Source organism: Pseudomonas sp. LPB0260 (assembly GCF_013388395.1).
In genome coordinates this window covers 2,749,154-2,769,759 of record NZ_CP058247.1, presented here as the reverse complement: position 1 = coordinate 2,769,759, position 20,606 = coordinate 2,749,154, and the positions used below count along the sequence as shown (strand labels likewise).

23 protein-coding genes, 1 tRNA gene and 1 riboswitch are annotated in these 20,606 nt (G+C 69.6%); all 24 genes read right to left on the bottom strand.

The window, feature by feature from the left end; translation table 11 throughout:
- Positions 1-3 precede the first annotated feature (3 nt).
- The 24 genes from LPB260_RS12455 to LPB260_RS12345 all read right to left on the bottom strand — a co-directional run bounded on the left by LPB260_RS12455 (position 4) and on the right by LPB260_RS12345 (position 20,590).
- A complete protein-coding gene (locus LPB260_RS12455; RefSeq protein WP_208709063.1) occupies positions 4-1,074 on the bottom strand; it encodes a lipase secretion chaperone in 1,071 nt (356 codons plus the stop codon).
- Positions 1,075-1,124: 50 nt separating this feature from the next.
- A complete protein-coding gene (locus tag LPB260_RS12450; RefSeq protein ID WP_208709061.1) occupies positions 1,125-2,051 on the bottom strand; it encodes a triacylglycerol lipase in 927 nt (308 codons plus the stop codon).
- 166 nt (positions 2,052-2,217) lie between these two features.
- Positions 2,218-2,343, bottom strand: a complete 126-nt coding sequence (locus tag LPB260_RS29040) for a hypothetical protein (RefSeq protein ID WP_256625664.1) — start codon at positions 2,341-2,343, stop codon at positions 2,218-2,220.
- Complete coding sequence (locus LPB260_RS12445; protein ID WP_208709059.1) at positions 2,340-3,548, bottom strand: MFS transporter; 1,209 nt, start codon at positions 3,546-3,548, stop codon at positions 2,340-2,342. Before LPB260_RS12445 ends, LPB260_RS29040 begins: the two co-directional genes overlap by 4 nt.
- 295 nt (positions 3,549-3,843) lie before the next feature.
- A complete protein-coding gene (locus LPB260_RS12440) occupies positions 3,844-4,581 on the bottom strand; it encodes an adenosylcobinamide-GDP ribazoletransferase (protein WP_208709057.1) in 738 nt (245 codons plus the stop codon).
- Complete coding sequence (gene cobC / locus LPB260_RS12435) at positions 4,578-5,153, bottom strand: alpha-ribazole phosphatase family protein (RefSeq protein ID WP_208709054.1); 576 nt, start codon at positions 5,151-5,153, stop codon at positions 4,578-4,580. Before cobC ends, LPB260_RS12440 begins: the two co-directional genes overlap by 4 nt.
- Complete coding sequence (cobT, locus tag LPB260_RS12430) at positions 5,150-6,205, bottom strand: nicotinate-nucleotide--dimethylbenzimidazole phosphoribosyltransferase (RefSeq protein WP_208709051.1); 1,056 nt, start codon at positions 6,203-6,205, stop codon at positions 5,150-5,152. Before cobT ends, cobC begins: the two co-directional genes overlap by 4 nt.
- Positions 6,202-6,723 (bottom strand): bifunctional adenosylcobinamide kinase/adenosylcobinamide-phosphate guanylyltransferase, encoded by a 522-nt coding sequence (gene cobU, locus LPB260_RS12425; protein ID WP_208709049.1) that lies wholly within the window; start codon positions 6,721-6,723, stop codon positions 6,202-6,204. The genes cobT and cobU overlap by 4 nt, the downstream gene beginning before the upstream one ends.
- A 205-nt stretch (positions 6,724-6,928) precedes the next feature.
- Entirely contained in the window at positions 6,929-8,377 is a 1,449-nt protein-coding gene (locus LPB260_RS12420; protein ID WP_208709047.1) for a cobyric acid synthase, read from the bottom strand.
- A complete protein-coding gene (gene cobD, locus LPB260_RS12415; protein ID WP_208709045.1) occupies positions 8,374-9,366 on the bottom strand; it encodes a threonine-phosphate decarboxylase CobD in 993 nt (330 codons plus the stop codon). Before cobD ends, LPB260_RS12420 begins: the two co-directional genes overlap by 4 nt.
- Positions 9,359-10,267, bottom strand: coding sequence for an adenosylcobinamide-phosphate synthase CbiB (gene cbiB, locus LPB260_RS12410; protein ID WP_208709043.1), 909 nt, complete (start codon positions 10,265-10,267; stop codon positions 9,359-9,361). Before cbiB ends, cobD begins: the two co-directional genes overlap by 8 nt.
- On the bottom strand, positions 10,264-11,061 hold the full coding sequence (locus LPB260_RS12405; RefSeq protein WP_371926141.1) for a cobalamin-binding protein: 798 nt from the start codon (positions 11,059-11,061) through the stop codon (positions 10,264-10,266). The genes cbiB and LPB260_RS12405 overlap by 4 nt, the downstream gene beginning before the upstream one ends.
- Positions 11,058-11,705, bottom strand: coding sequence for a 5,6-dimethylbenzimidazole synthase (gene bluB, locus LPB260_RS12400; protein ID WP_208709041.1), 648 nt, complete (start codon positions 11,703-11,705; stop codon positions 11,058-11,060). The genes LPB260_RS12405 and bluB overlap by 4 nt, the downstream gene beginning before the upstream one ends.
- Positions 11,702-12,994 carry a cobyrinate a,c-diamide synthase gene (locus LPB260_RS12395; RefSeq protein ID WP_208709039.1) on the bottom strand — a complete coding sequence of 431 codons (1,293 nt, stop codon included), beginning with the start codon at positions 12,992-12,994 and terminating at the stop codon, positions 11,702-11,704. The genes bluB and LPB260_RS12395 overlap by 4 nt, the downstream gene beginning before the upstream one ends.
- A gap of 124 nt (positions 12,995-13,118) precedes the next feature.
- On the bottom strand, positions 13,119-13,730 hold the full coding sequence (gene cobO / locus LPB260_RS12390) for a cob(I)yrinic acid a,c-diamide adenosyltransferase (protein WP_208709037.1): 612 nt from the start codon (positions 13,728-13,730) through the stop codon (positions 13,119-13,121).
- The gene (locus LPB260_RS12385; RefSeq protein ID WP_208709035.1) at positions 13,730-14,299 is read right to left on the bottom strand and encodes a hypothetical protein; all 570 of its coding nucleotides are present in this window, start codon (positions 14,297-14,299) and stop codon (positions 13,730-13,732) included. The genes cobO and LPB260_RS12385 overlap by 1 nt, the downstream gene beginning before the upstream one ends.
- A 53-nt stretch (positions 14,300-14,352) precedes the next feature.
- Positions 14,353-16,200, bottom strand: a complete 1,848-nt coding sequence (gene btuB / locus LPB260_RS12380) for a TonB-dependent vitamin B12 receptor (protein ID WP_208709033.1) — start codon at positions 16,198-16,200, stop codon at positions 14,353-14,355.
- A gap of 120 nt (positions 16,201-16,320) precedes the next feature.
- Positions 16,321-16,558, bottom strand: a riboswitch (cobalamin riboswitch).
- A gap of 141 nt (positions 16,559-16,699) precedes the next feature.
- A tRNA-Ala gene (locus LPB260_RS12375) sits at positions 16,700-16,775 on the bottom strand.
- Positions 16,776-16,819: 44 nt separating this feature from the next.
- Positions 16,820-17,140, bottom strand: a complete 321-nt coding sequence (locus LPB260_RS12370) for a hypothetical protein (RefSeq protein WP_208709031.1) — start codon at positions 17,138-17,140, stop codon at positions 16,820-16,822.
- A gap of 21 nt (positions 17,141-17,161) precedes the next feature.
- Complete coding sequence (locus LPB260_RS12365; protein WP_208709029.1) at positions 17,162-17,824, bottom strand: O-methyltransferase; 663 nt, start codon at positions 17,822-17,824, stop codon at positions 17,162-17,164.
- A gap of 19 nt (positions 17,825-17,843) precedes the next feature.
- Positions 17,844-18,365: a C40 family peptidase gene (locus LPB260_RS12360; protein WP_208709027.1), complete on the bottom strand. Its 522-nt coding sequence runs from the start codon at positions 18,363-18,365 to the stop codon at positions 17,844-17,846.
- 83 nt (positions 18,366-18,448) lie between these two features.
- Positions 18,449-19,069 (bottom strand): C40 family peptidase, encoded by a 621-nt coding sequence (locus LPB260_RS12355; RefSeq protein WP_208709025.1) that lies wholly within the window; start codon positions 19,067-19,069, stop codon positions 18,449-18,451.
- A gap of 55 nt (positions 19,070-19,124) precedes the next feature.
- The gene (locus LPB260_RS12350) at positions 19,125-19,904 is read right to left on the bottom strand and encodes an NAD-dependent deacylase (protein WP_208709023.1); all 780 of its coding nucleotides are present in this window, start codon (positions 19,902-19,904) and stop codon (positions 19,125-19,127) included.
- Between the two features lie 14 nt (positions 19,905-19,918).
- Positions 19,919-20,590, bottom strand: coding sequence for a DNA-3-methyladenine glycosylase I (locus LPB260_RS12345; RefSeq protein WP_208709021.1), 672 nt, complete (start codon positions 20,588-20,590; stop codon positions 19,919-19,921).
- Positions 20,591-20,606 lie beyond the last annotated feature (16 nt).

The window sequence follows — 20,606 nt, the reverse complement described above, 5'->3', positions numbered from 1 at the left end:
GAATCACGGCTGGGGGCTGGCGCCGTCCTGCTGTTTGGCGGCAATCGCGTCATAGGTGTCCACCCGGTGCAATTCTTCTGAGCTGAACAAGCGCTGACGCAGGCGCTGCTGCTCGCGCTGCTGGTCCGCCGCACTCAGGCCGTCGCCCTGCAGGCCGGCCAGCTCCTGGCGGTAAGCCCCATAGCGCTTCTGCCAGGCGCGCTCGTCGCGTTGTTCGGCGAGCACACGCTCGACCGTGGGCGGATCATAGGCCATGGCAAGCGCCTGGCGCACCTGTTCCTCACTAGCCCCCTCGCGCCATAGCCGGTCGCTCTCCTGCTGCTGAGCCAGGGCCCGCTGCTGGCGCTCCTCGCTGGCCCGCAGGGCCGCCGGCAACTGGTCGCGCAAGCGCGCCTGGGCCTCGGCCTTGGCCTGTTCACTCAGGTCTTCGCGCGCCAGCAGCGCCAGGTTGTCCAGGGTGTAGTGGGCGTAGGCTTCTTCGGCGCCGAACAGCGCCTCCACCGCCGCAGCGGAGAAGTGGGCACGGCGCAGTTGGGCCAGGTTGTCGAACGCCTGTTGCAGGGTCGCCAGCTGCGCCTGCGGCTGGCTCTGCTGCTGGGCGCTCAGTGGCTGCTGCATCAGCGCCAGGCTGGCGCGCTTGTAATCCAGGTAGTCACCCAGCAGGCCGATCAACTGACCGAGCGCCGGCTCCTGCAGACGCCCCGTGGCATCGGCCAGCAACGCCTCCACCGAGCGATCCAGGCCGACCTGATCGACGGCACTGAGGAAATAATCGAAGTAATCGCGCACGCCCAGCCCGAGCAGCAGGTTGCCGGCGCGATCGGTCTTGAGTTCACCGTCGACCTCGGTGTCGGCCATGCTCGGCACCAGTGGCGGCTGTTGCAGCGGCTGCTGGCGGGCGACGCCGGGCAACGCCTGCGGCGCAACCGGACTGAGCGCCGGCGTTTGCCGCTCGACGGCCACCTCGATCTGGGGCGCGGGCGGCGCAACCGGCCATTGCCAATAGAGCACAAGGCCGGCCAGCGCGACGATCAGGAAGAACAGCGGGGCGATGTAGCGCACAGGCAGCGGCATGCGAACTCCGGGTGGCGGGCGGCCGCGGCCGCCCGCGAAGCTTTGCTGAATCAGATGCCCTTGTTCTTCAGGCGGTTGGCGTGCTGGCGGTACAGCGACACCGGCTCCGTCCAGCCGCGAATACCGAACAGGTGGTTGATCGCATCGACGTGGTTCATGTTGTAGCTGTCACCAAGCACCTGGCCCAGGTAGGTGGAGCAGACGCCGACCAGGCCGTCGTTCTTCTCGCTGCCGAACACCAGGCCGGTGATGGCCAGGAACGGGTCGACCACGTCGAGGACGTTGGTGTAGCTGGTGTTGCCGGTCCAGGAGAAGTAACGGATGTTGTTGCCGCGCACGTTGTGCACTTCGGTCGACTTGGCGCAGTAGCTGGCGTTGTTCACGCCCCAGGGGTGGCGGCCGTTGAGGGCGGCGGTGCCCGGAGTGGTCAGGGTACCGAGCGCGGCCACGCCGTTCTGCGGATTGCTGCTGCCGGACAGCAGGTTGATCACCGAGCCCAGGGCCACGGCGATGGCATTGGCACCGCCTTCGATGAGACCGTTGGCCGGGATCACCCCACGGATCACGTCGGCGACCTTGGAGCCCTTGTTGACGCCGTTGATCGAGGTCACCGACGCCACCAGGTCGGGACGCAGCGAGGCGGCCACGCGGGAGGTCGGCGAACCCTGGCTGTGGCCCATCAGGTTGACCTTGCCGCCGTTGGCGGTGGCCCATGGGACGATCTGCCGGGCCAGTTCGGCGCCGCGCTGTTCGCTGTCGTTGAGCGCCGCGACACTGGCGACGTAGACCTTGGCACCATCGCGCTCGAGGTTCCAGGGAATGGTATGGAAGTAGTTGATCAGGCCGCCGATGGTGTCGAAACCGGTGACACCGTGCACCAGCACGATCGGGTACTTGGTCTGGGTGTAGTTGGCCTGGGCCTCGACGGCTCCGGCCAGGGCCAGTGCGGCCAGGGTTGCAGTGAATGCGCGACGCATGGGTGCCTCCTTTATTTTTCTTGTGGGCACGCCGGGGGACTGCGTCCGGCGTGGCAAGAGTTTAAGAAGGCGGGAAAGCGGGTCTAATCGCCCAAACGGGTGAGCACGCCGCCAATGTGACGAACTGCACGTGCCGCGTGACAGGCCCGGCCAACCGGCTATCGCCCTAGCAGGCGCCCAGGCCCAACTGCAGGAATGCCAGGCCGCCCTGCTGCCAGCCCCACCAGGCCAGGGCCAGCAGGCCGGCCCCGGCCAGGGCCAGGCCGGCGCTCAGCCAGTGCCGGCTGCTCACGCCCCGGCTCCGGCGCCCTGCAGGCGCGCCACCGGTTGCTCGCGCACCGGCCAGTTCAATACCGCGGCCATCAGGCTCAGGGCAATCGCGATCTGCCAGACCAGCTCGTAGCTGCCGGTCTGGTCGTACAGGTAGCCGCCCAGCCAACCGCCGAGGAAGGCGCCGAGCTGGTGGAAGAGAAAGACGATGCCGCCAAGCATCGACAGGTTGCGCACGCCGAACAGGGTCGCCACCGTGCCATTGGTCAACGGCACGGTGGACAGCCACAGCAGGCCCATGGCGATGCCGAAGGCATAGGCGCTCCACACCGTCAGCGGCGCCATGACGAAGGCGGCGATGACCACCGCGCGGGCCAGGTACAGGGCGCTGAGCAGGCGCGGCTTGGACATGCGCCCACCCAGCCAGCCGGCGATATAGGTGCCGAACACGTTGAACAGGCCGACCAGGGCCAGCACCGTGGTGCCGACCAGCGCCGGCAGATGCTGGTCGACCAGGTAGGCCGGCAGGTGCACGCCGATGAACACCACCTGGAAACCGCAGACGAAGAAGCCCAAAGACAGCAGCCAGAAGCCGGAATGGCCGGCGGCTTCGCGCAAGGCCTCGGCCAGGGTCTGCTCGTGGCCGGCGCTCGGCAGCGGGTTGTCCTTGATCATCGCTGCCAACGGCACGATCAAGGCCACCAGCAGGCCCAGGGCGAGCAGCGCCGCCGACCAGCCCAGCCAGCTGATCAGGCCGAGGCTGCCGGGCAGCATGGCGAACTGACCGAAGGAGCCCGCCGCCGCGGCGATACCCATGGCCATGCTGCGCTTCTCGGCCGGCACGGCGCGGCCGACCACGCCGAGCAGCACCGAGAAGGAGGTGCCGGACAGGCCGATGCCGATCAGCAGGCCGGCACTCAGCGACAGCGACCAGGCCGAATCGGACAGGCCCATCAGCACCAGGCCCAGGGCGTAGAGCACGCCACTGACGACGATGGTGCGCTGGGCGCCGAAGCGATCGGCCAGGGCGCCGGTGAACGGCTGGGTCAGGCCCCAGATCAGGTTCTGCAGGGCGATGGCGAAGGCGAACACCTCGCGGCCCCAGCCGAATTCGGCGCTCATCGGCGCAAGGAACAGGCCGAAGCCGTGGCGGATGCCGAGTGACAGAGCGAGGATCAGGGACGCGCCCAGAAGAACCCAACCACTCGTGCGCCATACCGAAGTCATAAATACAGTCCTTGCCGAGCCGTGACCCGGGTTATCGAGAAAATATCGGTCGAGCCGGCATCAGCCGGCGAGCAGCACCATCGGCGCTGCTCGCCGCGCTGCCTGAACCACGAATACTGGGTGACATTCAGGTCGATGGCTATACGCGCATCGTCGTAGGCCTCGCTCACGCCGCGACTGGCAAGGCGCGACGGAACGCAGGGCCAAGGGTGCGGCAGGTTGGCGACAGGTATATACCCCCAGCCCGCATCGCGGCAGCTACAGCTGCCCGCCAATGCGCCGCTACAGATTGCCCTCAGGGCTGGAGGTGCAGTGCCAGCGCCACCAGCACGCCACATTCGACCAGCTCCACCAGGGCACCGGCGGTATCCCCGGTGGTACCGCCCAGGCGTCGCAGCATGGCCCGGCGCAGGCCGAGGAACAGCGCGGCGGCCACCAGCAGGGCCAGCAGCGCCGGCCAGCCGAGCAGCAGCACCGCGGCCCCGTGCAGCGCCAGCACCCAGGGCAGCGCGCGGCGCGGCAGATGCTCGGCCAGGGCCTGCCCCAGGCCGCCGGCGCGCACGTAGGGCGTGCTCAGCCACAGCAGCGGCAACAGTCCCCGCCCCAGCCAGGGCGCCAGCACCAGCAAGCCGCCCTGCCCGGCCTCGAGCAGCGTCACCAGGGCGGCGAACTTGAGCAGCAGCACCAGCACCAGCACCACCACCGCCAGCGGCCCGCTGCGCGGGTCCTGCATGATCGCCAGGGTGCGCTCGCGGTCGCCCAGGCCACCGACCCAGGCGTCGGCGCTGTCGGCCAGGCCGTCGAGGTGCAGCGCGCCGCTCAGGCCGACCCAGAGCGCCAGCAACAGGGCCGCCTGCAGCAGCGCCGAGGTCCCGCCGAGGCCCGCGTGCGCCAGGAGCAACAGCCCGCCGATCAACAGGCCGACCAGGGGATAGCAGGGCAGCGAGCGCCCGACCTCGGCCGGTGTCGGCATGGCCGCCAGCCTCACGGGCAGACGGGTGAGGAACTGCAGGGCGATCAGCAGCGGACTCATGGCAGCTCCCGCAACTGGCCATCCAGCCGGCGCTCCAGGCGAGAGCGCTGGGCATGGCCCACGTTCACCTGCAGCAGGCCGGCGCGCGGCAGACCGCGGGCCCTGGCCAGCAGCAGGCGCATGACCCCGCCATGGGTCACCAGCAGCAGGCGCTCGCCGGCGTACCGGCCATGCAAGCGCCGCAGGGCGGCCAGTACCCGCGCCTCGAAATCCACCAGCGGTTCGCCGGCCGGTGGGGTGAAGGCATAGGGATCGGCCCAGAAGCGACCCAGGGCCTCGGCGTCGGACGCCATCAGTTCTGCGCTGCTGCGCCCCTCCCAGGCGCCGAAGTGCAGCTCCTGCAGATCGGGCTCAAGACTCAGGGGCAGCCCACGCTGCGCCGCCAGCTCCTCGGCGAAACGGGCGCAACGCTGCAGCGGCGAGCTGATCAGGCGATCCCAGGGCCCGGCGTCCACCACGGCGGCACGCAGCTGCGCCCAGCCCGCGGCCGTCAGCGCGTCGTCCAGGCTGCCACGCAGCCCACCGCCCCGCTCGGTCTCGCCATGGCGCAGCAACTCCAGCCGCAGGCTCATGCCGGCCGCTCCGCCACCGCCGCCTCGGCGAAGGTGGCCATCTCGTCGTGCAGCCGACAGGCCAGTTGCAACAGTGGCACGGCCAGGGCCGCGCCACTGCCCTCGCCCAGGCGCAGGCCCAGCTGCAGCAACGGCTCGGCCGCCAAGGCATCCAACACCCGGCGATGGCCGGGTTCGGCGCCACAGTGGGCGAACAGCAGCCAGTCGCGGCAAGCGGGATTCAGGCGCACCGCCAGCAGCGCCGCGACGCTGCAGATAAAGCCGTCGACCAGCGCCGGCACGCCCTGCTGGGCGCAGGCCAGATAGGCGCCGATCAGGGCGGCGATCTCGAAGCCGCCGAGGCGTTGCAGGGCCTCGAAAGGACCGCGCAGCGCCGGGCCGTGCAGGGCCAGGGCCGCCTCGATCACCCGCGCCTTGTGCGCCACGCCGTCGCCATCCAGGCCGGTGCCCGGGCCGACCAGTTCGGCAGCCGGACAGTCCAGCAGGCAGCAGGCCAGTGCCGTGGCGGCTGTGGTGTTGCCGATGCCCATCTCGCCACCGATAAACAGCTCGACGCCTAGCTGCTCGGCGCGCAGCAGGCTGTCGCGCCCGGCCTGCAGGGCCAGCAACGTCTGCTCGGCGCTCATCGCCGGGCCCTGGAGAAAGTTGCGCGTGCCAGGGCCGAGGCGCAGCTGGCGCACCCCAGGCAGGTCGGCCCGAGGCGTGACGGTGCCCAGGTCGAGCACCTCCAGGGTCGCGCGCAACTGCCGGGCCAGCACGCTGATCGCCGCGCCGCCGCCGACGAAGTTGGCCAGCATCTGTCCGGTGACGGCCTGCGGGTAGGCCGAGACGCCCTCCTCGACCACACCGTGGTCGCCGGCGAAGAGGCCGATGAACACCCGCTCGATGCACGGTCGCGGGCGGCCCTGCAGGCCGGCGAGCCGGATCGCCACGCGCTCCAGCTGGCCGAGGGCGCCGGCCGGCTTGGTCAGCTGCCGCTGGCGGGCCTCGGCCGCCTCCCGCGCCCGTGCATCCACGGGCCGGCATTCGGCCTGCCACCATTGGCGACTCATGGCATCTGCCCCTTGAGGATCATCGGCAAGCCGGCCACGGTGAAGGTCACCCGCTGGCAGCGCTCGGCCAGGGCCTGGTGCAGCCAGCCGGCCTCGTCGACATAGCGGCGGCTCAGCTCGCCCAAGGGCACCACGCCCAGCCCGGTCTCGTTGCTGACCAGGATGATGCGCCCCGGCAATTCGCCCAGGCACGCGAGCAGGGCGTCGCGCTCGGCACTCAGTCGCGCCGCATCGTCCAGCATCAGCAGGTTGCTCAGCCACAGGGTCAGGCAGTCAACCAACAGGCAGCGGCCCGTGTCCGCCTGCTCGCCCAGCACCCGCGCCAGTTCGACGGGCTCTTCGACCAGCGCCCAGTGCGGCGGACGCCGCTCGCGGTGCTGGCGAATGCGCGCACTCATCTCGCCGTCCAGCGCCTGGCCAGTGGCGATATAGGTCACCGGCAAGCCGCTGTCGGCGGCCAGCTTCTCGGCCAGGCGGCTCTTGCCTGACCGGGCGCCTCCGAGGATCAGTTCATGCATGGCCTCTCCGTAGGGTGCGCCGCGCGCACCATTCATGTGTCCTTCGGTGCGCCTGGCGCACCCTACGCCCGCCCAGGGTGGACCGCGCTCCACCGTTGGCCGCTGCCTTGGTGGATGTAAAAGGCGACATCCACCCTACCGGCTCCGTAGGGTGCGCCGTGCGCACCATTCATATGCCCTTTGGTGCGCCTGGCGCACCCCACGCCTACAGGCCGCACAGCTCGCGCAACCTGGCGGTATCCAGATGGGCCTCGACCAGATCGGCCAGGCGCTCGATATCGCGTTCGCGCAGGGCCTGGTAATCCACCGCCTGCACCTCGCGCAGGCCGGCCCAGCGCAGCAGCGCGCCACAGGCCGGGACGGACTCGAACAGGCCGTGCAGATAGGTGCCCATCACCTGGCCGTCGGCGCTCAGCGCGCCATCGCAACGGCCGTCGTCCAGCCGCACCGCGCCGTTCAGCCCGGTCCCCGTGCTGACCCCGGCATGGATCTCGTAGCCGGTCACGGCCGCGTCCTCCAGACGCAGGCGCCCCTGCACGTTGCGCAGCTGCTTCTCGGCCTCCAGCACCGTGGCGAAGTCGAGCAGGCCGAATCCCTGGCTGCTGCCGGGTGCCCCTTCCAGGCCATGGGGGTCGTCGATGAAGCGGCCGAGCATCTGCAGGCCACCGCAGATGCCCAGCAGCTTGCCGCCGTAACGCAGGTGCTTATGAATGGCCGTCTCCCAGCCCTGCTCGCGGAGGAACGCCAGGTCGGCGCGCACGCTCTTGGAGCCGGGCAGGACGATCAGGTCGGCCGGCGGAATCGCCTGGCCCGGACCGACAAAGCACAGCTCGACCTGCGGGTGCAGGCGCAGCGGGTCGAAGTCGGTGTGGTTGCTGATGCGCGGCAGCACCGGCACCACCACCCTGATCGACTCGCCGGCCTTGGCGCTCTGGCGGGTGTCGATGGCGTCCTCGGCCTCCAGGTGGAAATCCATCAGGTACGGCAGCACGCCGAGTACCGGTTTGCCAGTGCGCCGCTCCAGCCAGTCCAGGCCCGGCTGCAACAGGGCGATGTCGCCGCGAAAACGGTTGATCACGAAACCCTGGATACGTGCCTGTTCCGACGGGCTGAGCAAGTCGAGGGTGCCGACCAGGTGGGCGAACACCCCGCCCTTGTCGATATCGGCGATCAGAATCACCGGGCAGTCCACCGCCTCGGCAAAGCCCATGTTGGCGATATCACCGGCGCGCAGATTGATCTCGGCCGGCGAGCCGGCGCCCTCCACCATCACCACCGAATAGGCGGCACACAGGCGCCCGTGGGAGGCCAGCACCGCGTCCATCGCCACCTGCTTGTAGTCGTGGTAGGCGGCGGCCTCCATGCTGCTGATGACTCGGCCGTGGATGATCACCTGGGCGCCGGTGTCGCTGTTGGGCTTGAGCAGCACCGGGTTCATGTCACTGTGCGGCGCCAGGCCGGCGGCCTGGGCCTGCACCGCCTGGGCGCGGCCGATCTCGCCGCCATCAACGGTCACCGCGCTGTTGAGCGCCATGTTCTGCGGCTTGAACGGCACCACCGCCACGCCCTGGCGCCTGAGCCAGCGGCACAGCGCGGTCACCAGGGTGCTCTTGCCGGCATCGGAGGTGGTGCCCTGCACCATCAATGTGGTCATGCCGAATGCTCCTTGAATGCCTGTAATGCCCGCTCCAACCGGGCCCAGCCCGCTTCGCCCGCCGGCAGGCCGAAGCGCAGGCTCGGAGGGCTAGTGAACAGGCGGGTGAGAATGCCCTGGCGGGCAAGAAATTCGTGCAGTTGCGCCGCGCGGGCCTCGATGCACCAGTGGAACAGCGCACAGCCGCCGCTGGGTGGCAGGCCGTGGGCGCCAAGCAAGGCGCCCAGCCGCTCGCCACCGGCCAGCAGGCGCCGGCGCTGCGCCTGCTGGCCGGGTCGATCCCGCAGCAGCAGCGTGGCCAGCGCCCGCGTCGGGCCGCTGACGGTCCAGGGCCCGAGCAGTTCGTCGAGACGCTCCAGCAGGCGCTGTTCGGCCAGGACGAAGCCCAGGCGGATACCGGCCAGACCGAAGAACTTGCCGAACGAACGCAGCACGATCAGCCCGGGCAGCTGGCTGTGGCCAGCCAGGCTGAACTGCGGCGTGCAGTCGATAAAGGCCTCGTCCACCACCAACCAGCCACCGCGCGCGGCCAGGCGCGCATGCCAGGCCAGCAGCTGCTCGGGGGCGAAGCGCTGGCCGCTGGGGTTGTTGGGGTTGATCAGCAGCAGTACGTCCAACTGCGCCAACTGGTCGTCGACCTGTGCGCCCCCAAGCTCCAGCAGCTGATGACCTTCGCGGCGCCAGGCTGCCGCGTGCTCGGCATAGGCCGGCGCGACGACGCCCACCCTGGATCGCCCGCGCAACCGCGGCAAGGCCTGGATCGCCGCCTGGGAACCGGCCACCGGCAGCACGGCTGGCGCCGCGTAATAATCGCGGGCCGCCGCCTGCAGGCCGTCGTCCGGCTCGGGCAGGCGGGCCCAGGCCTGCAGCGGCAAAGGCGGGATCGACCAGCCATAGGGGGCGATGCCGGTGGACAGGTCCAGCCAGTCGCCCAGGGCGATGCCATGACGCTGCGCCGCCGCGCGCAGCCGGCCGCCATGCTCAAGCACCGAACAGCCCCCACAGCAGCAACAGGGCCAACCACAGCAGCACCCCGCCATGCACCAGGTTCAGCGCCCGCTCGATATCCCGCGCCCGCGGCGGCGGGCCCTCGCCCAGCACCGGGCGCTCATGCAGCTCGCCGTGATACTGCGCCGCGCCGCCCAGGCCGATGCCCAGGGCGCCGGCGCCGGCAGCCATCACCGGGCCGGCGTTGGGACTGTCCCACTGCGGCGCCTGGCGCCACCAGCATTGCAGGGCCATGCCGGTGCGCCCGAGCAGCGCATAGGTCAGCGCCACCAGCCGCGCCGGCAGGTAGTTGAGCCAATCGTCGACCTTCGCCGCGGCCCAGCCGAAGCGCTCGAAGCGCGCCGTGCGGTAGCCCCACATGGCGTCCAGGGTATTGCTCAGGCGATAGAGCACGACGCCCGGAGCGCCGCCGACGAGGAACCAGAACAGCGCGGCGAACACCGCATCCGAGCCGTTCTCCAGCACCGACTCGGTGCCGGCGCGGGCCACGCCCCTGGCATCCAGAGCCGCGGTGTTGCGGCTGACCATCTGGCCGACCCGCTCGCGGGCCAGGGGCAGGTCGCCCAGGCGCAGGGCCAGGGCCACCGGCAGTGCGTGCTCGCCCAGGCTGCGCATCCCCAGGGCGAGGTACAGGGCGAGGATTTCCACGGCCCAGCCGACTAGCGGCATCTGGGCCAGCAGCGCGACCAACAGGGTCAGCGGCAGCACCGCCAGGCACCAGGCGCTGACCCCGTGGCTGCGCCAGCCGCGCCCGGCGGCGTTGAGCCGCTGTTCGATGCACTCGGCCAGGCGGCCGAACGCCACCAGCGGGTGCCAGCGCTTCGGCTCACCCAGCGCCATATCCATGGCGACGCCGGCCAGGGTGGCGAGCAGCAGGCTCATGCGCCGGCCTCCACGCAGGCACGAATCAGCGCGTGCAACTGGCGCACGCCATCGCTCAGCGCCGCCGGGCCGGCCTGGAGGATGTCCGGCGACTTGATCTCGTGCAGCTGGTTATGCCGCACCGCCGGAATCGCCTGCCAGCCTGGCCGGGCGGCGACCTGCTGCGGGCGGAAGCGCTTGCCGCACCAGGAGCCGATGATCAGCTCCGGGGCACGGCGCACCACCTCCAGCGGGTCGGCGATGATCCGCTGCCTGGCGCTGTGGCAGCCAGCCAGCTCGGCGAAGCAATCCTCGCCGCCGGCCAGCTCGATCAGTTCGCTGACCCAGCCGATGCCGCTGATCAATGGCTCGTTCCATTCCTCGAAATACACCCGCGGCCGCCGTGGCAGGCGTGCGGCGCTGGCGCGGATCGCCTCCAGCCCGGCCTGCAGCTCGGCGATCAGCGCTTCGGCCCGCGCGTTGGCATGCACCAGGGCGCCGAGGGTCTCGATCATCCGGTAGGTGCCGGCGATATCGCGCTGGTTGAACAGGTGCACCTCCAGGCCCTGACGGGCCAGGTCGGCGGCGATGTCTGCCTGCAGGTCGCAGTAGCCGAGCACCAGGTCGGGTTGCACCGCGAGGATCTTGTCGATCCGCGCGCTGCTGAAGCCGCTGACCTTGGGCTTTTCCTTGCGCGCCTGGGGCGGGCGCACGGTGAAGCCGGAGATGCCGACGATGCGCGCCTGCTCGCCGAGCAGGTAGAGGGTCTCGCAGGTCTCGGTGGACAGGCAGACGATGCGTTGCGGGCCTTTCATGATTGTCCCCATTGGTCCTGATACAGCAGTTCGCCCAGCGGCCGCGGCCGCGCCCAGCCCTGCTGGGCCAGCATCGGCTCCGCGTAGAAGCTCGTCACCGGCCCCAGGCAGAGCACCGCCATGGGCTTGCTGCCCGGCGGCATGGCCAGCAGTTCGGCCAGGGCAGCGGGCTCGAACAACGACACCCAGCCCATGCCCAGGCCCTCGGCGCGGGCGGCCAGCCAGAGATTCTGAATGGCGCAGGCCAGGGAGGCCAGGTCCATCTCCGGCAAGGTGCGCCGGCCGAACACATGGGCCTCGCGGCCCTCCATCAGCGCCACCACCAGCAACTCGGCGCAGTCGCCAATGCCCTCGACCTTGAGCCGCATGAAGTCGTCGCCACGCTCGCCCAGGGCCGCGGCGGTGCGCAGGCGCTCGGCCTCCACCAGGGCCTGGATCGACTCACGCAGCTCGGGACGGGTGATGCGGATAAAGCGCCAGGGCTGCATCAGGCCGACGCTGGGCGCCTGGTGCGCCGCCTCCAGCAGCCGGGCCAGCAGCTCCGGTTCGACCCGCCCGCCGGAAAAGTGGCGCATGTCGCGGCGCTCGGCGATGGCACGATAGACCGCCGCGCGCTCGGCGGGGCTAAAGGTCTGTGGGTTCATGGTCGGAACAGCTCCGCCGCGGCCAAGGGGTCGGAGGGCAGGTAGAAATGGATGTAGGAGGCCGTCAGCCGGCCCAGACGGTAGACCGCCTCGGCGGTGCGCCTGTAGTTCGGACACTCGCCACGGGCCAACGGCGCCAGCTCGCAGCTGAGCGCCGAGTGGTGGTAGGTGTGGCCGCGCAGGTGCCCGCCGGGCATCTCGACCTCCTGCAGGGCCAGGGCGGTCAGCCGTGGCTGCAGGGTCGCCTCGCCCGGCAGCAGGCCGAGCATCCGCCCGCTGACGCCCTGCTTGTCGGTCAGCCGTTCGAGCAGGTAGAGCATGCCGCCGCATTCCGCATGGATCGGCTTGCCGGCGGCGTGGTGGCTCCGAATCGCCTCGGCCATGGCCTGATTGCCCTGCAACTCGGCCAGGTGCAGTTCGGGATAGCCGCCCGGCAGGTACAGGCTGTCGACCGCCGGCAGCTGGCTGTCGGCCAACGGCGAGAAGAAGTGCAGCTCGGCGCCCAGCTCACGCAGCAGGTCCAGGTTGGCCTGGTAGAGAAAGGCGAAGGCGCTGTCCCGGGCCACGCCGATGCGCACCCCGGCCAGCAACGGCTCGAGCGGGCGCGGCACGGGGGCGGCGAAGGCCACCGGCGGCGGCAGGGCCACATCGGCGCTGGCCGCCAGGGCGTCGGCCGCGGCATCCAGGCGCGCATCCAGGTCGGCCAGCTCTTCGGCCTGGACCAGCCCCAGATGGCGGCTGGGCAGCTCGATCTCGGCGCTGCGCGGCAGGGCGCCGTACCAGCGGATCGCTGCGGGCAAGGCGTCGCGCAGCATCTCGCCATGCCGCGCGCTGCCGACCCGGTTGCCGAGCACCCCGGAGAACGGCAAATCGGGCTGGAAGCTGGCCAGGCCATGGGCCAGGGCGCCGAAGGTCTGGGCCATGGCCGAGCCGTCGATCACCGCCATCACCGGCACACCGAAGCGCCGCGCCAGGTCGGCCGCCGACGGGCTGCCATCGAACAGGCCCATCACCCCCTCGATGAGGATCAGGTCGGCCTCCCCGGCCGCCTGCCACAGCAGGCGCCGGCTCTCGGCCTCGCCGACCATCCACAGGTCCAGCTGGTACACCGGCAGTCCGCTGGCGCGGGCGAGGATCATCGGGTCGAGAAAGTCCGGCCCGCACTTGAACACCCGCACTCGCTTGCCCTGGCGACTGTGCAATCGCCCCAGGGCGGCGGTGACCGTGGTCTTGCCCTGCCCCGAGGCCGGGGCGGCGACCAACAGGGCCGGGCAGCTCCTAGCGCTCATCGCGGCCTCCCTTCACCATCGTAGGGTGGATGGCGTTTTACCCATCCACCAACGACAGCGGTGGATGAAAACGGCGTCATCCACCCTACGCAACTGCGGTCTTTGCATGCCTTGAGCGCGCGCATCAGAATTCCACGCCTTTCTGCGCCTTCACGCCAGCCTTGAAAGCGTGCTTGACCAGGCTCATCTCGGTGACCGTGTCCGCCGCCTCGATCATCCCCGGCAAGGCGCCCCGGCCGGTCACCACCACATGCTGCAGCAGCGGCCGCGCCTCGATATCGGCGAGCACTGGCTCCAGCTCCAGGTAGCCGTACTTCAGGGCGATATTCAGCTCATCCAGCACCACCAGGCCGATGGCCGGGTCGTTCAGCAGTTGCCGGGCGACCGCCCAGGCCTGCCGGGCCTTCTCGATGTCGCGCTGGCGGTCCTGGGTCTCCCAAGTGAAGCCCTCGCCCATCACGTGGTAGCTGACTTCCTCGGGGAAGCGGCGGAAGAAGCTCTCCTCGCCGGTGCTGGCGGCGCCCTTGATGAACTGCACCACGCCGACCCTGATGCCGTGCCCCAGGGCCCGGGCGACCATGCCGAAGGCCGAGCTGCTCTTGCCCTTGCCGTTGCCGCTGTGCACCAGCAGCAAGCCGTATTCGTCCTGGGCCTGGGCGATCTTCTCGTCGATCAGCGCCTTCTTGCGCGCCATGCGCGCCTTGTGCCGCGCGTCCCGCTCGATCGATTCGCTCATCACTTCACCTCGCTTGGCAGGCGCAGGTCGCGGGCCGCGCGGATGCCGACATACAGCAGCGCCGCCACACCGACATAGAGCGCCAGGCTGGCCAGGTAGCGCGGGTAGTACTGGGCGATGCGCTCGGCCAGCAGGGCCAGGCTCGGCTCCGGGTAGCGCCCGGAGAAATAGAGGAAACCGCCGCCGGAACACAGGTAGGCGGCCAGGGCGCCGAGCGTCACAGTCGCCGCCAGCAGCACCAGGCTCCCCAGGCTGTCGCGGTGCCAACCGGCATACAGGCGACCGGCCAGCCACAGCGAGCCGTAGGCCGGCACGAGCAGCCAGTAGGCCGGCGACATGCACCAGTCGCTCACCCCGGCCCACTGGATCGCGGCGAAGTCGAGCAGGGAAGCCTCGATGAACAGCGCCGGGAACACCCAGCGCGGGGTCAGCAGCACGCCGGCGAGAAAGAACACCGCCCAGGAGGCGCTGGGCAGGTTGAGCGTGGCGAAGTGCTGGCCACGGGTCATGGCCAGCAGCGCCACCAGGGCGAGGCCTATCAGCAGTTGCACGCGGGGGGTCGGGTTCATCCAGTCATCTCCAGGTTAAACACGTAGGGTGCGCCATGCGCACGGGGCATCGCTCAAAGCGCCTGATAACGCACCGTCAGGTAGACCGCCTGGCCGGGCTGGTTGAAGCCCTCGGCGGTCTCGTAGTCGGCATCCAGCAGGTTGGCGACGCGGGCCTGCAGGCGCCATTCGGGGGCGATGCGGTATTCGCCGCGCAGGTCGAGGGTGGCGAAGCCGGACAGCGGCTTGTTGTTGGCCAGGTCGTCGAAGCGCTGGCCTTCGGCGTGCAGGCTGGCGCCGAGGCTGAAGGCGCCGAGGCGACGATCCAGGTCCAGGTTGAACAGCTGCTTGGCGCGGCGCGCCAGTTCGTTGCCGTCATTGGCCCCGCCCGAGCGGTTCTCCGGCTCCAGCAGGGTGTAGTTGGCGTTCCACTCCCAGCCCAGCAACCGGCTGCCGAGCACCAGCTCGACGCCGCGGATGCGCGCCTGGTCGACGTTGGCCGGCGCCCTGATGCTCGAGTCGTAGGCGATCAGGTCGTCGATCACCGTGCGGAAGGCGTTGAGCGACCAATGGCCCCAGCCATGCCCGCCGGCCAGGCCGACCTCCAGGCTCCGGGAGGTTTCCGCCTGCAGCTGCGGGTTGCCATAGCCGGGGTAGTAAAGCTCGTTGAAGGTCGGCGCCTTGAACGCCGTGCCATAGCTGACAGTCGCCCGCAGCGCGTCGCTCAGGGCGTAGCCGTAACCGAGGTTGCCGGTGTCGTGGCGGCCGAACTGCTGGTTGTCGTCGCGGCGCAGCGACAGCTGCCAGTCGTGCCGGCCGACCTCGCCCAGGTACTGGGCGAAGGCGCCCTTGTTGTCCCGCGAGTCCTCGGCGTAGGCGGTGCTGCCGTTGACCTCGTCGTGCTGATGGTCGGCGCCCAGGGTCAGGGTATGGCCGCTCGCCAGGGCCAGGTCGTTCTGCCAGCTGGCGCTGTCGCGGCGGCTGTCGAAACGCGAACTGAAACGGCCGTCGAGAAAGGCGTCGGACTTGTCTTCGCTGCGCCCGACCTGCAGGGTCACCTGCCAGGGCTCCAGCGGGGCGAAGCGCGCGCGGGTGCCGAAGACGTTCGACTCGCCATCGGCATGGGCGTGAAAGCCCGAGGTGCGCTTGCGATTGACCTGGTCGTAGTCGTTGTGCGACTCGGCCCGCAGCAGGTTGGCGTCCAGCTCCAGGCCATTGTCGAAGCGATAGCCGGCGCTGAGCGTGGCGGACAGGTTACGGTAGCCGTCGGCATCGTCTTCGTAGCCGCTGGCGCCGATCGGCTTGACGTTGATGCCGTCGGTATCGATGCCGCTGACGCCCAGGCTGTACCAGCCGGCGCCGGCGCCGCCGGCAACCCCGGCGCTGCCGCTGTAGCTGTCGTGGGTGCCGTAGCCCGCGGAGAAAAATGGCTTGGCAGCGCCGCTGCCGCCCTTGCGGGTGAAGATCTGGATCACCCCGCCTATGGCTTCGGAGCCGTACAGGCTGGAACGCGGCCCGCGCACCACCTCGATGCGCTCGATCAGCTCCAGCGGCAGGTCCTGCAGGGCCGCGCCGCCGGCCGTTACCGAACCGACCTTGATGCCGTCGATCAGCACCAGCACATGGTCGGATTCGCTGCCGCGCATGAACAGCGAGGTGTTCTTGCCCGGCCCGCCGTTGTTGGCGAAGGACACGCCCGGTACGCGCTTGAGCAGCTCGGGCACCGAGGTCGCCTGGCTCTGCTCGATCTGCGCGCGGTCGAATACGGTCACCGCCGCCAGGCTCTGCTCGGCGGTCTGCGCCGTGCGGCTGGCGGTCACCAGTTGATCGCTCAATCGCGTCGGTTGGGCGGCTTGCGCCAAGGAAATGCTGCTGATGCTGCACGCCAGCAGCGCTGCCGGCGTCAGAAGGGACTTGCTCATGCTCGATCTATGCTCCGTCGCACCCACCCGGGCGACTTAGGCTGGGAAAGGCATGGGGAGCGCAAGGGACGGGCGAACGGCAATCAGGCGCAGTCCACCCGCCCGACAACGCCCTCCGCGATGCCGTGGACTGCTACAGGCCGGTCTCCGGGCTCACGAGCGGCGATCCGACTTGCGGATCACCCGCCAGCGCACCTTCCCATGCCGAGGCACAGTGGTTGAACAGCGCTGGTTTGACTCGTCTACCGTTGCGGGGGCAGCGTCGGAATGGTTGGCCCGAACAGGCCTAACGCACCGACTTCCCTGTTTCACCCTTCGGACGCACAGCGTCGGGGGCACCTGAAGCAAGGCGCGCAGGGTAGAGACCTGAGGCGGGGGCGTCAATCAAAAGGGACAGGCAAGCGGGCTGAAGCGAAGGGTTCGCCGGGCGGCGACAGCCTCCCGGGAACCTGTTCGAGCGTTTCACTTCCTGGCGAGTGATCGCTGCAAGCAGGCGAGATGGTGGACCGAAGGAGGATCGAACTCCCGACCTCCGCATTGCGAACGCGGCGCTCTCCCAGCTGAGCTATCGGCCCGTGCAGTATTCAATCTAGCCCGCCCTCGACGGGGCGCCAATGGCTCAGTGACGCGGCATGAAGCCCGCCGGCTTGGCGGCCAGCCAGGCGACGAAGGTGCGCAGGCGTTCGTCGCTCAGCAGGGCCTCGCGACTGTTGTAGTGCAGCGCCAGTTCCTTCTCGCTGAACAGCCGGTGAATCTGGTTATGGCAGGCGCGGCAGACCCACAGGGTGGCGGAGATCCGCTCGTTCCTGGCGTAGCGCTTCTGCACGTAGGGCTTGTCGTGCAGGGATTTGGGGATCAGGTGGTGACGGGTCAAGGGCGCCTGGCGGGCGCAGAGCTCGCAGCCTTCGGGCTGGGGCGGCAGGCGAATCGGTTCGGCCATGGGACGGCGGCGACCCCAGGCTCAGCGCTTGCGACACAGGGTCAGGCCGTCGCCCAGGGGCAGCAGCGACAGGTCGATGCGCGCATCGTCGCGCAGGGCCTGGTTGAGGGCCTGGATGGCGCGAGTATCGGCGCTGTCCGGCGCGGCCTCGAGCACCCGACCGCTCCACAGGGTGTTGTCGAACAGCACCAGGCCACCGGGGCGCAGCAGGCGCAGGGCATGCTCGAAGTAGGCCGGGTAGTTGGCCTTGTCGGCGTCGATGAAGATCAGGTCGAACTGCCCGTCCTGCTCCTCGCCGGCCATCGCCGCCAGGGTCTCCAGGGCCGGCGCCAGGCGCAGCTCGATGCGCCCGGCCAGGCCCGCCTCGTCCCAGTAGCGCCGGGCCATGGCGTTGTAGTCGCCGGGTATGTCGCAACAGATCAGCCGGCCGTCCTCGGGCATGGCCTGGGCCATGCAGATGGCACTGTAGCCGGTGAAGGTGCCGATCTCGATGATCCGCCTGGCGCCCGTGAGCTTGACCAGCAGCGCCATGAACTGGCCCTGCTCCGGGGCGATCTGCCAGCGCGCGTTGTCCAGCTGCGCGGTCTCCTCGCGCAGGCGCTTGAGCAGCGACGTCTCGCGCAGGGAGACGTCGAGCAGGTAGCGATACAGTGCGTCGTCGAGGTTGAGGGTGCGATTGGTCATGGGCTGGCCTGCCTGAGAGTCAGGGGTTGCGCGCCAGTTCGGCGCTGAACACGCGCTTGGCGTCCAGATAGGTGCGCTGCCAGTAGCTGTTGCTCAGGCTGTCCAGGCGCACGGTGCCGCCACTGGAGGGTGCGTGGACGAAACGCCCGTTGCCGACGTAGATGCCGGCATGGCTGACCTGACTGCCGCCACTGGTGGCGAAGAACACCAGGTCGCCACTTTGCAGGGCCTTGCGGCTGCCGATGGTCGGAGCGCGCAGTGCCTTGAGCTCACGGGTCGAACGGGGCAACTGGATGCCGGCGGCGTCGCGATAGACATAGCCGATCAGGCCGCTGCAGTCGAAGCCGCCCTCGGGGGTGTTGCCGCCGTAGCGATAGGGTGTACCGACCAGGCCCAAGGCGCGGAACAGCACGTCCTCGGAGCTGCCATGCGGGCTACCGGCGGGAAGCTGAATCGAGGTTGGTGGGGCGGCCGGGCGGCCGGCGCAGGCGCTGAGCAGCGCGACGAGAAGCAACAAGGCGACACGGGGCGTAGCGGACATGAGCGAGGCGATCCTGAGCCTGGATGCGCCCTACTCTGCCGGCTCGAGCCAAGGCGCGCAACCTTTGCGGCGGCGCCCAAGACTCAGGGATGGCGCTCGAGCGACTCGCTGGGCGCCATGGCCAGCACGCGCTTGGCCTCGATGAAGCTGCGTTTCCAGTAGCGGTCGTCCAGGCTGTCGACCCGTACGCCGCCGCTGCGGCGACTGGCCGAATGGATAAACTGGTCGTCGCCCAGGTAGATGCCGGCGTGGCTGACGCGGCCGCGACCGTTGGTGCTGAAGAACACCAGATCGCCCGGCTCCAGCTCATCGCGCTCGACCAGCGGCGCGTCGATATTGATCATCTCGCGGGTGGAGCGCGGCAGTTGCAGGCCGGCCTCTTCGCGGAACAGGTAGCCGATGAAGCCACTGCAATCGAAGCCGGACTTCACCGAGCTGCCGCCGAAGCGATAACGGGTGCCGACCAGCGACAGGCCATGGGACAGGATGCTGTCGGCCAGCTGGGGCATTTCGTAGGGCTGGTCGTCGGTCAGCTCGGCGAGTTCTTCCTCGGTCGGCTCGGCATGGGGCGCGCGGGAGACGAACATCGACGACTTGCTGAGCGGACCGAATACGCTGGACTGCGTCTGCGGCGCCTGGGCGGCGCAGCCCGCGAGGGCCAGGACGAGTGCGAGAGGCACGAGGGGTGCGAAGCGTTTGAGCATGGGCACAGCCGTGTCGGGAATTCTGAGAAGGACGCGACTATGCCTTCAACCTGCCCTATTTGCAATTTCCATGGGCAGAAATGTGACTCAGTAGTTCTGGCAGGACATCTAAGGCGCGCCCTTGCAGGTGGATATCGACCTCATCGCTCAGGTCGGTGCGGCTCGGGTTGATCTCCACGGTCAGGCCGCCGGCCTGGCGGGTGCGCAGCACCGGCTCGACTATATAGGGGAAGCTGGCGCTGGTGCCGACGCTCAACACCAGGTCGAAGCCCTTGCCCATTTCGCGGTAGAGGCTGTCGATGGCGGCCTCGGGCAGCATTTCCTCGAACAGCACCACGGGCGGGCGCAGGATGCCGCCGCACTGCCGGCAATGCGGCGGCAACGGCCGCGCCAGATGCTCGGCAAGCCCGGCATCTTCCGCCCCGCAGGACTGGCAGAACAACGGGGCCAGCTCGCCGTGGATCTCGATCAGCCGCTCGGACGGGCTGCCGGCTGCGCGGTGGTAGCCGTCGATATTCTGGGTCAGCAACCAGCACTGCGGCTTGAGCCGCTGCAGCTCGGCGATGGCCAAGTGGCCGGCATTGGCCCGGGCGCCGAGGCAGGCCCTGGCCAGTTCCGCCAGGTATTTCCAGCACAACGCCGGATCGCGCCGCAGCATCGGCCCCGACAACGCCGCCTCGATCGGCAGGCCCTCGGCCGTGTGGCCGTTGTACAGGCCACCGAGGCCGCGATAGGTCGGCAGCCCCGAGTCGGCGGAAAGGCCGGCACCGGTGATGACTAGGATGCGCTCGGCCCGGGCGATGGCCAGGGCGACACGCTCGATCTGCTGCTGCATCGCCGCCTCCGGCCTCAGTGGTTGACCGTGTGCGCCAGCATCACCGACAGCTGGCTCAGCGGCCGGCCGCTCTGCGCGTGCCAGTGGTTGAACGCCGCCTGCACCGCGGCCAGGTCCTTGAGGCTGGTCGGCGCCTTGTCGATGATCTGCTGGGCCTTGAGGGCGGCGACCATGTCGTTGGTGGGGATGAAGGTATCCTTGCCGACCATGCGCAGGAAGCGCGGCGCCGACAACCCGCCCAACTGGCTGCCGTGCTTGGCCAGGTACTTCCACAGGCCGACGATGTCGGTCACCGGCCAGTCGGCGATCAAGGCGCCGAAGCTGCCCTTCTCCCGCCGCACATCGAGGACGAACTGGGCGTTGCGCGGCACGCTCTTGAGCTTGCCCAGGTGGCGAATCAGCCGCGCGTCCTGCATCAGGTTCTCCAGGCGCTCGCCGCCCATCAGCACGACCTTTTCCGGGTCGAAGCCGAAGAACACCTCCTCGAAGGCCGCCCACTTGGCGTCCACCAGGCTGTGCTTGAGACCGGCGCGAAAGATCCGCAGGCTGATCAGTGACAGGTAGCGGTCGTCACTCAGCCCACGCAGCGCCTCGGCGCTGGCCGGCTGCGGCAGCATGGCCTCCAGGGCAGCGGCCGAGCCGAAGCGGTTCAGGCAGTACTCGTTGAGCCATTGATAGTCGCGCATGGGCTGTCCTTGCCGG

Bases quoted from the DNA above. Each gene is read 5' to 3' on its own strand.
- LPB260_RS12455 (WP_208709063.1), bottom strand. From the start codon at position 1,074: ATGCCGCTGCCTGTGCGCTACATCGCCCCGCTGTTCTTCCTGATCGTC.
- LPB260_RS12450 (WP_208709061.1), bottom strand. From the start codon at position 2,051: ATGCGTCGCGCATTCACTGCAACCCTGGCCGCACTGGCCCTGGCCGGA.
- LPB260_RS12440 (WP_208709057.1), bottom strand. From the start codon at position 4,581: ATGAGTCCGCTGCTGATCGCCCTGCAGTTCCTCACCCGTCTGCCCGTG.
- bluB (WP_208709041.1), bottom strand. From the start codon at position 11,705: ATGAACCCACAGACCTTTAGCCCCGCCGAGCGCGCGGCGGTCTATCGT.
- cobT (WP_208709051.1), bottom strand. From the start codon at position 6,205: ATGAGTCGCCAATGGTGGCAGGCCGAATGCCGGCCCGTGGATGCACGG.
- cbiB (WP_208709043.1), bottom strand. From the start codon at position 10,267: ATGAGCCTGCTGCTCGCCACCCTGGCCGGCGTCGCCATGGATATGGCG.
- LPB260_RS12350 (WP_208709023.1), bottom strand. From the start codon at position 19,904: ATGCAGCAGCAGATCGAGCGTGTCGCCCTGGCCATCGCCCGGGCCGAG.
- LPB260_RS12345 (WP_208709021.1), bottom strand. From the start codon at position 20,590: ATGCGCGACTATCAATGGCTCAACGAGTACTGCCTGAACCGCTTCGGC.
- LPB260_RS12405 (WP_371926141.1), bottom strand. From the start codon at position 11,061: ATGAAAGGCCCGCAACGCATCGTCTGCCTGTCCACCGAGACCTGCGAG.
- LPB260_RS12370 (WP_208709031.1), bottom strand. From the start codon at position 17,140: ATGGCCGAACCGATTCGCCTGCCGCCCCAGCCCGAAGGCTGCGAGCTC.
- LPB260_RS12355 (WP_208709025.1), bottom strand. From the start codon at position 19,069: ATGCTCAAACGCTTCGCACCCCTCGTGCCTCTCGCACTCGTCCTGGCC.
- cobO (WP_208709037.1), bottom strand. From the start codon at position 13,730: ATGAGCGAATCGATCGAGCGGGACGCGCGGCACAAGGCGCGCATGGCG.
- LPB260_RS12445 (WP_208709059.1), bottom strand. From the start codon at position 3,548: ATGACTTCGGTATGGCGCACGAGTGGTTGGGTTCTTCTGGGCGCGTCC.
- btuB (WP_208709033.1), bottom strand. From the start codon at position 16,200: ATGAGCAAGTCCCTTCTGACGCCGGCAGCGCTGCTGGCGTGCAGCATC.
- LPB260_RS12420 (WP_208709047.1), bottom strand. From the start codon at position 8,377: ATGACCACATTGATGGTGCAGGGCACCACCTCCGATGCCGGCAAGAGC.
- cobU (WP_208709049.1), bottom strand. From the start codon at position 6,723: ATGCATGAACTGATCCTCGGAGGCGCCCGGTCAGGCAAGAGCCGCCTG.
- cobC (WP_208709054.1), bottom strand. From the start codon at position 5,153: ATGAGCCTGCGGCTGGAGTTGCTGCGCCATGGCGAGACCGAGCGGGGC.
- LPB260_RS12395 (WP_208709039.1), bottom strand. From the start codon at position 12,994: ATGAGCGCTAGGAGCTGCCCGGCCCTGTTGGTCGCCGCCCCGGCCTCG.
- LPB260_RS12360 (WP_208709027.1), bottom strand. From the start codon at position 18,365: ATGTCCGCTACGCCCCGTGTCGCCTTGTTGCTTCTCGTCGCGCTGCTC.
- LPB260_RS12365 (WP_208709029.1), bottom strand. From the start codon at position 17,824: ATGACCAATCGCACCCTCAACCTCGACGACGCACTGTATCGCTACCTG.
- LPB260_RS12385 (WP_208709035.1), bottom strand. From the start codon at position 14,299: ATGAACCCGACCCCCCGCGTGCAACTGCTGATAGGCCTCGCCCTGGTG.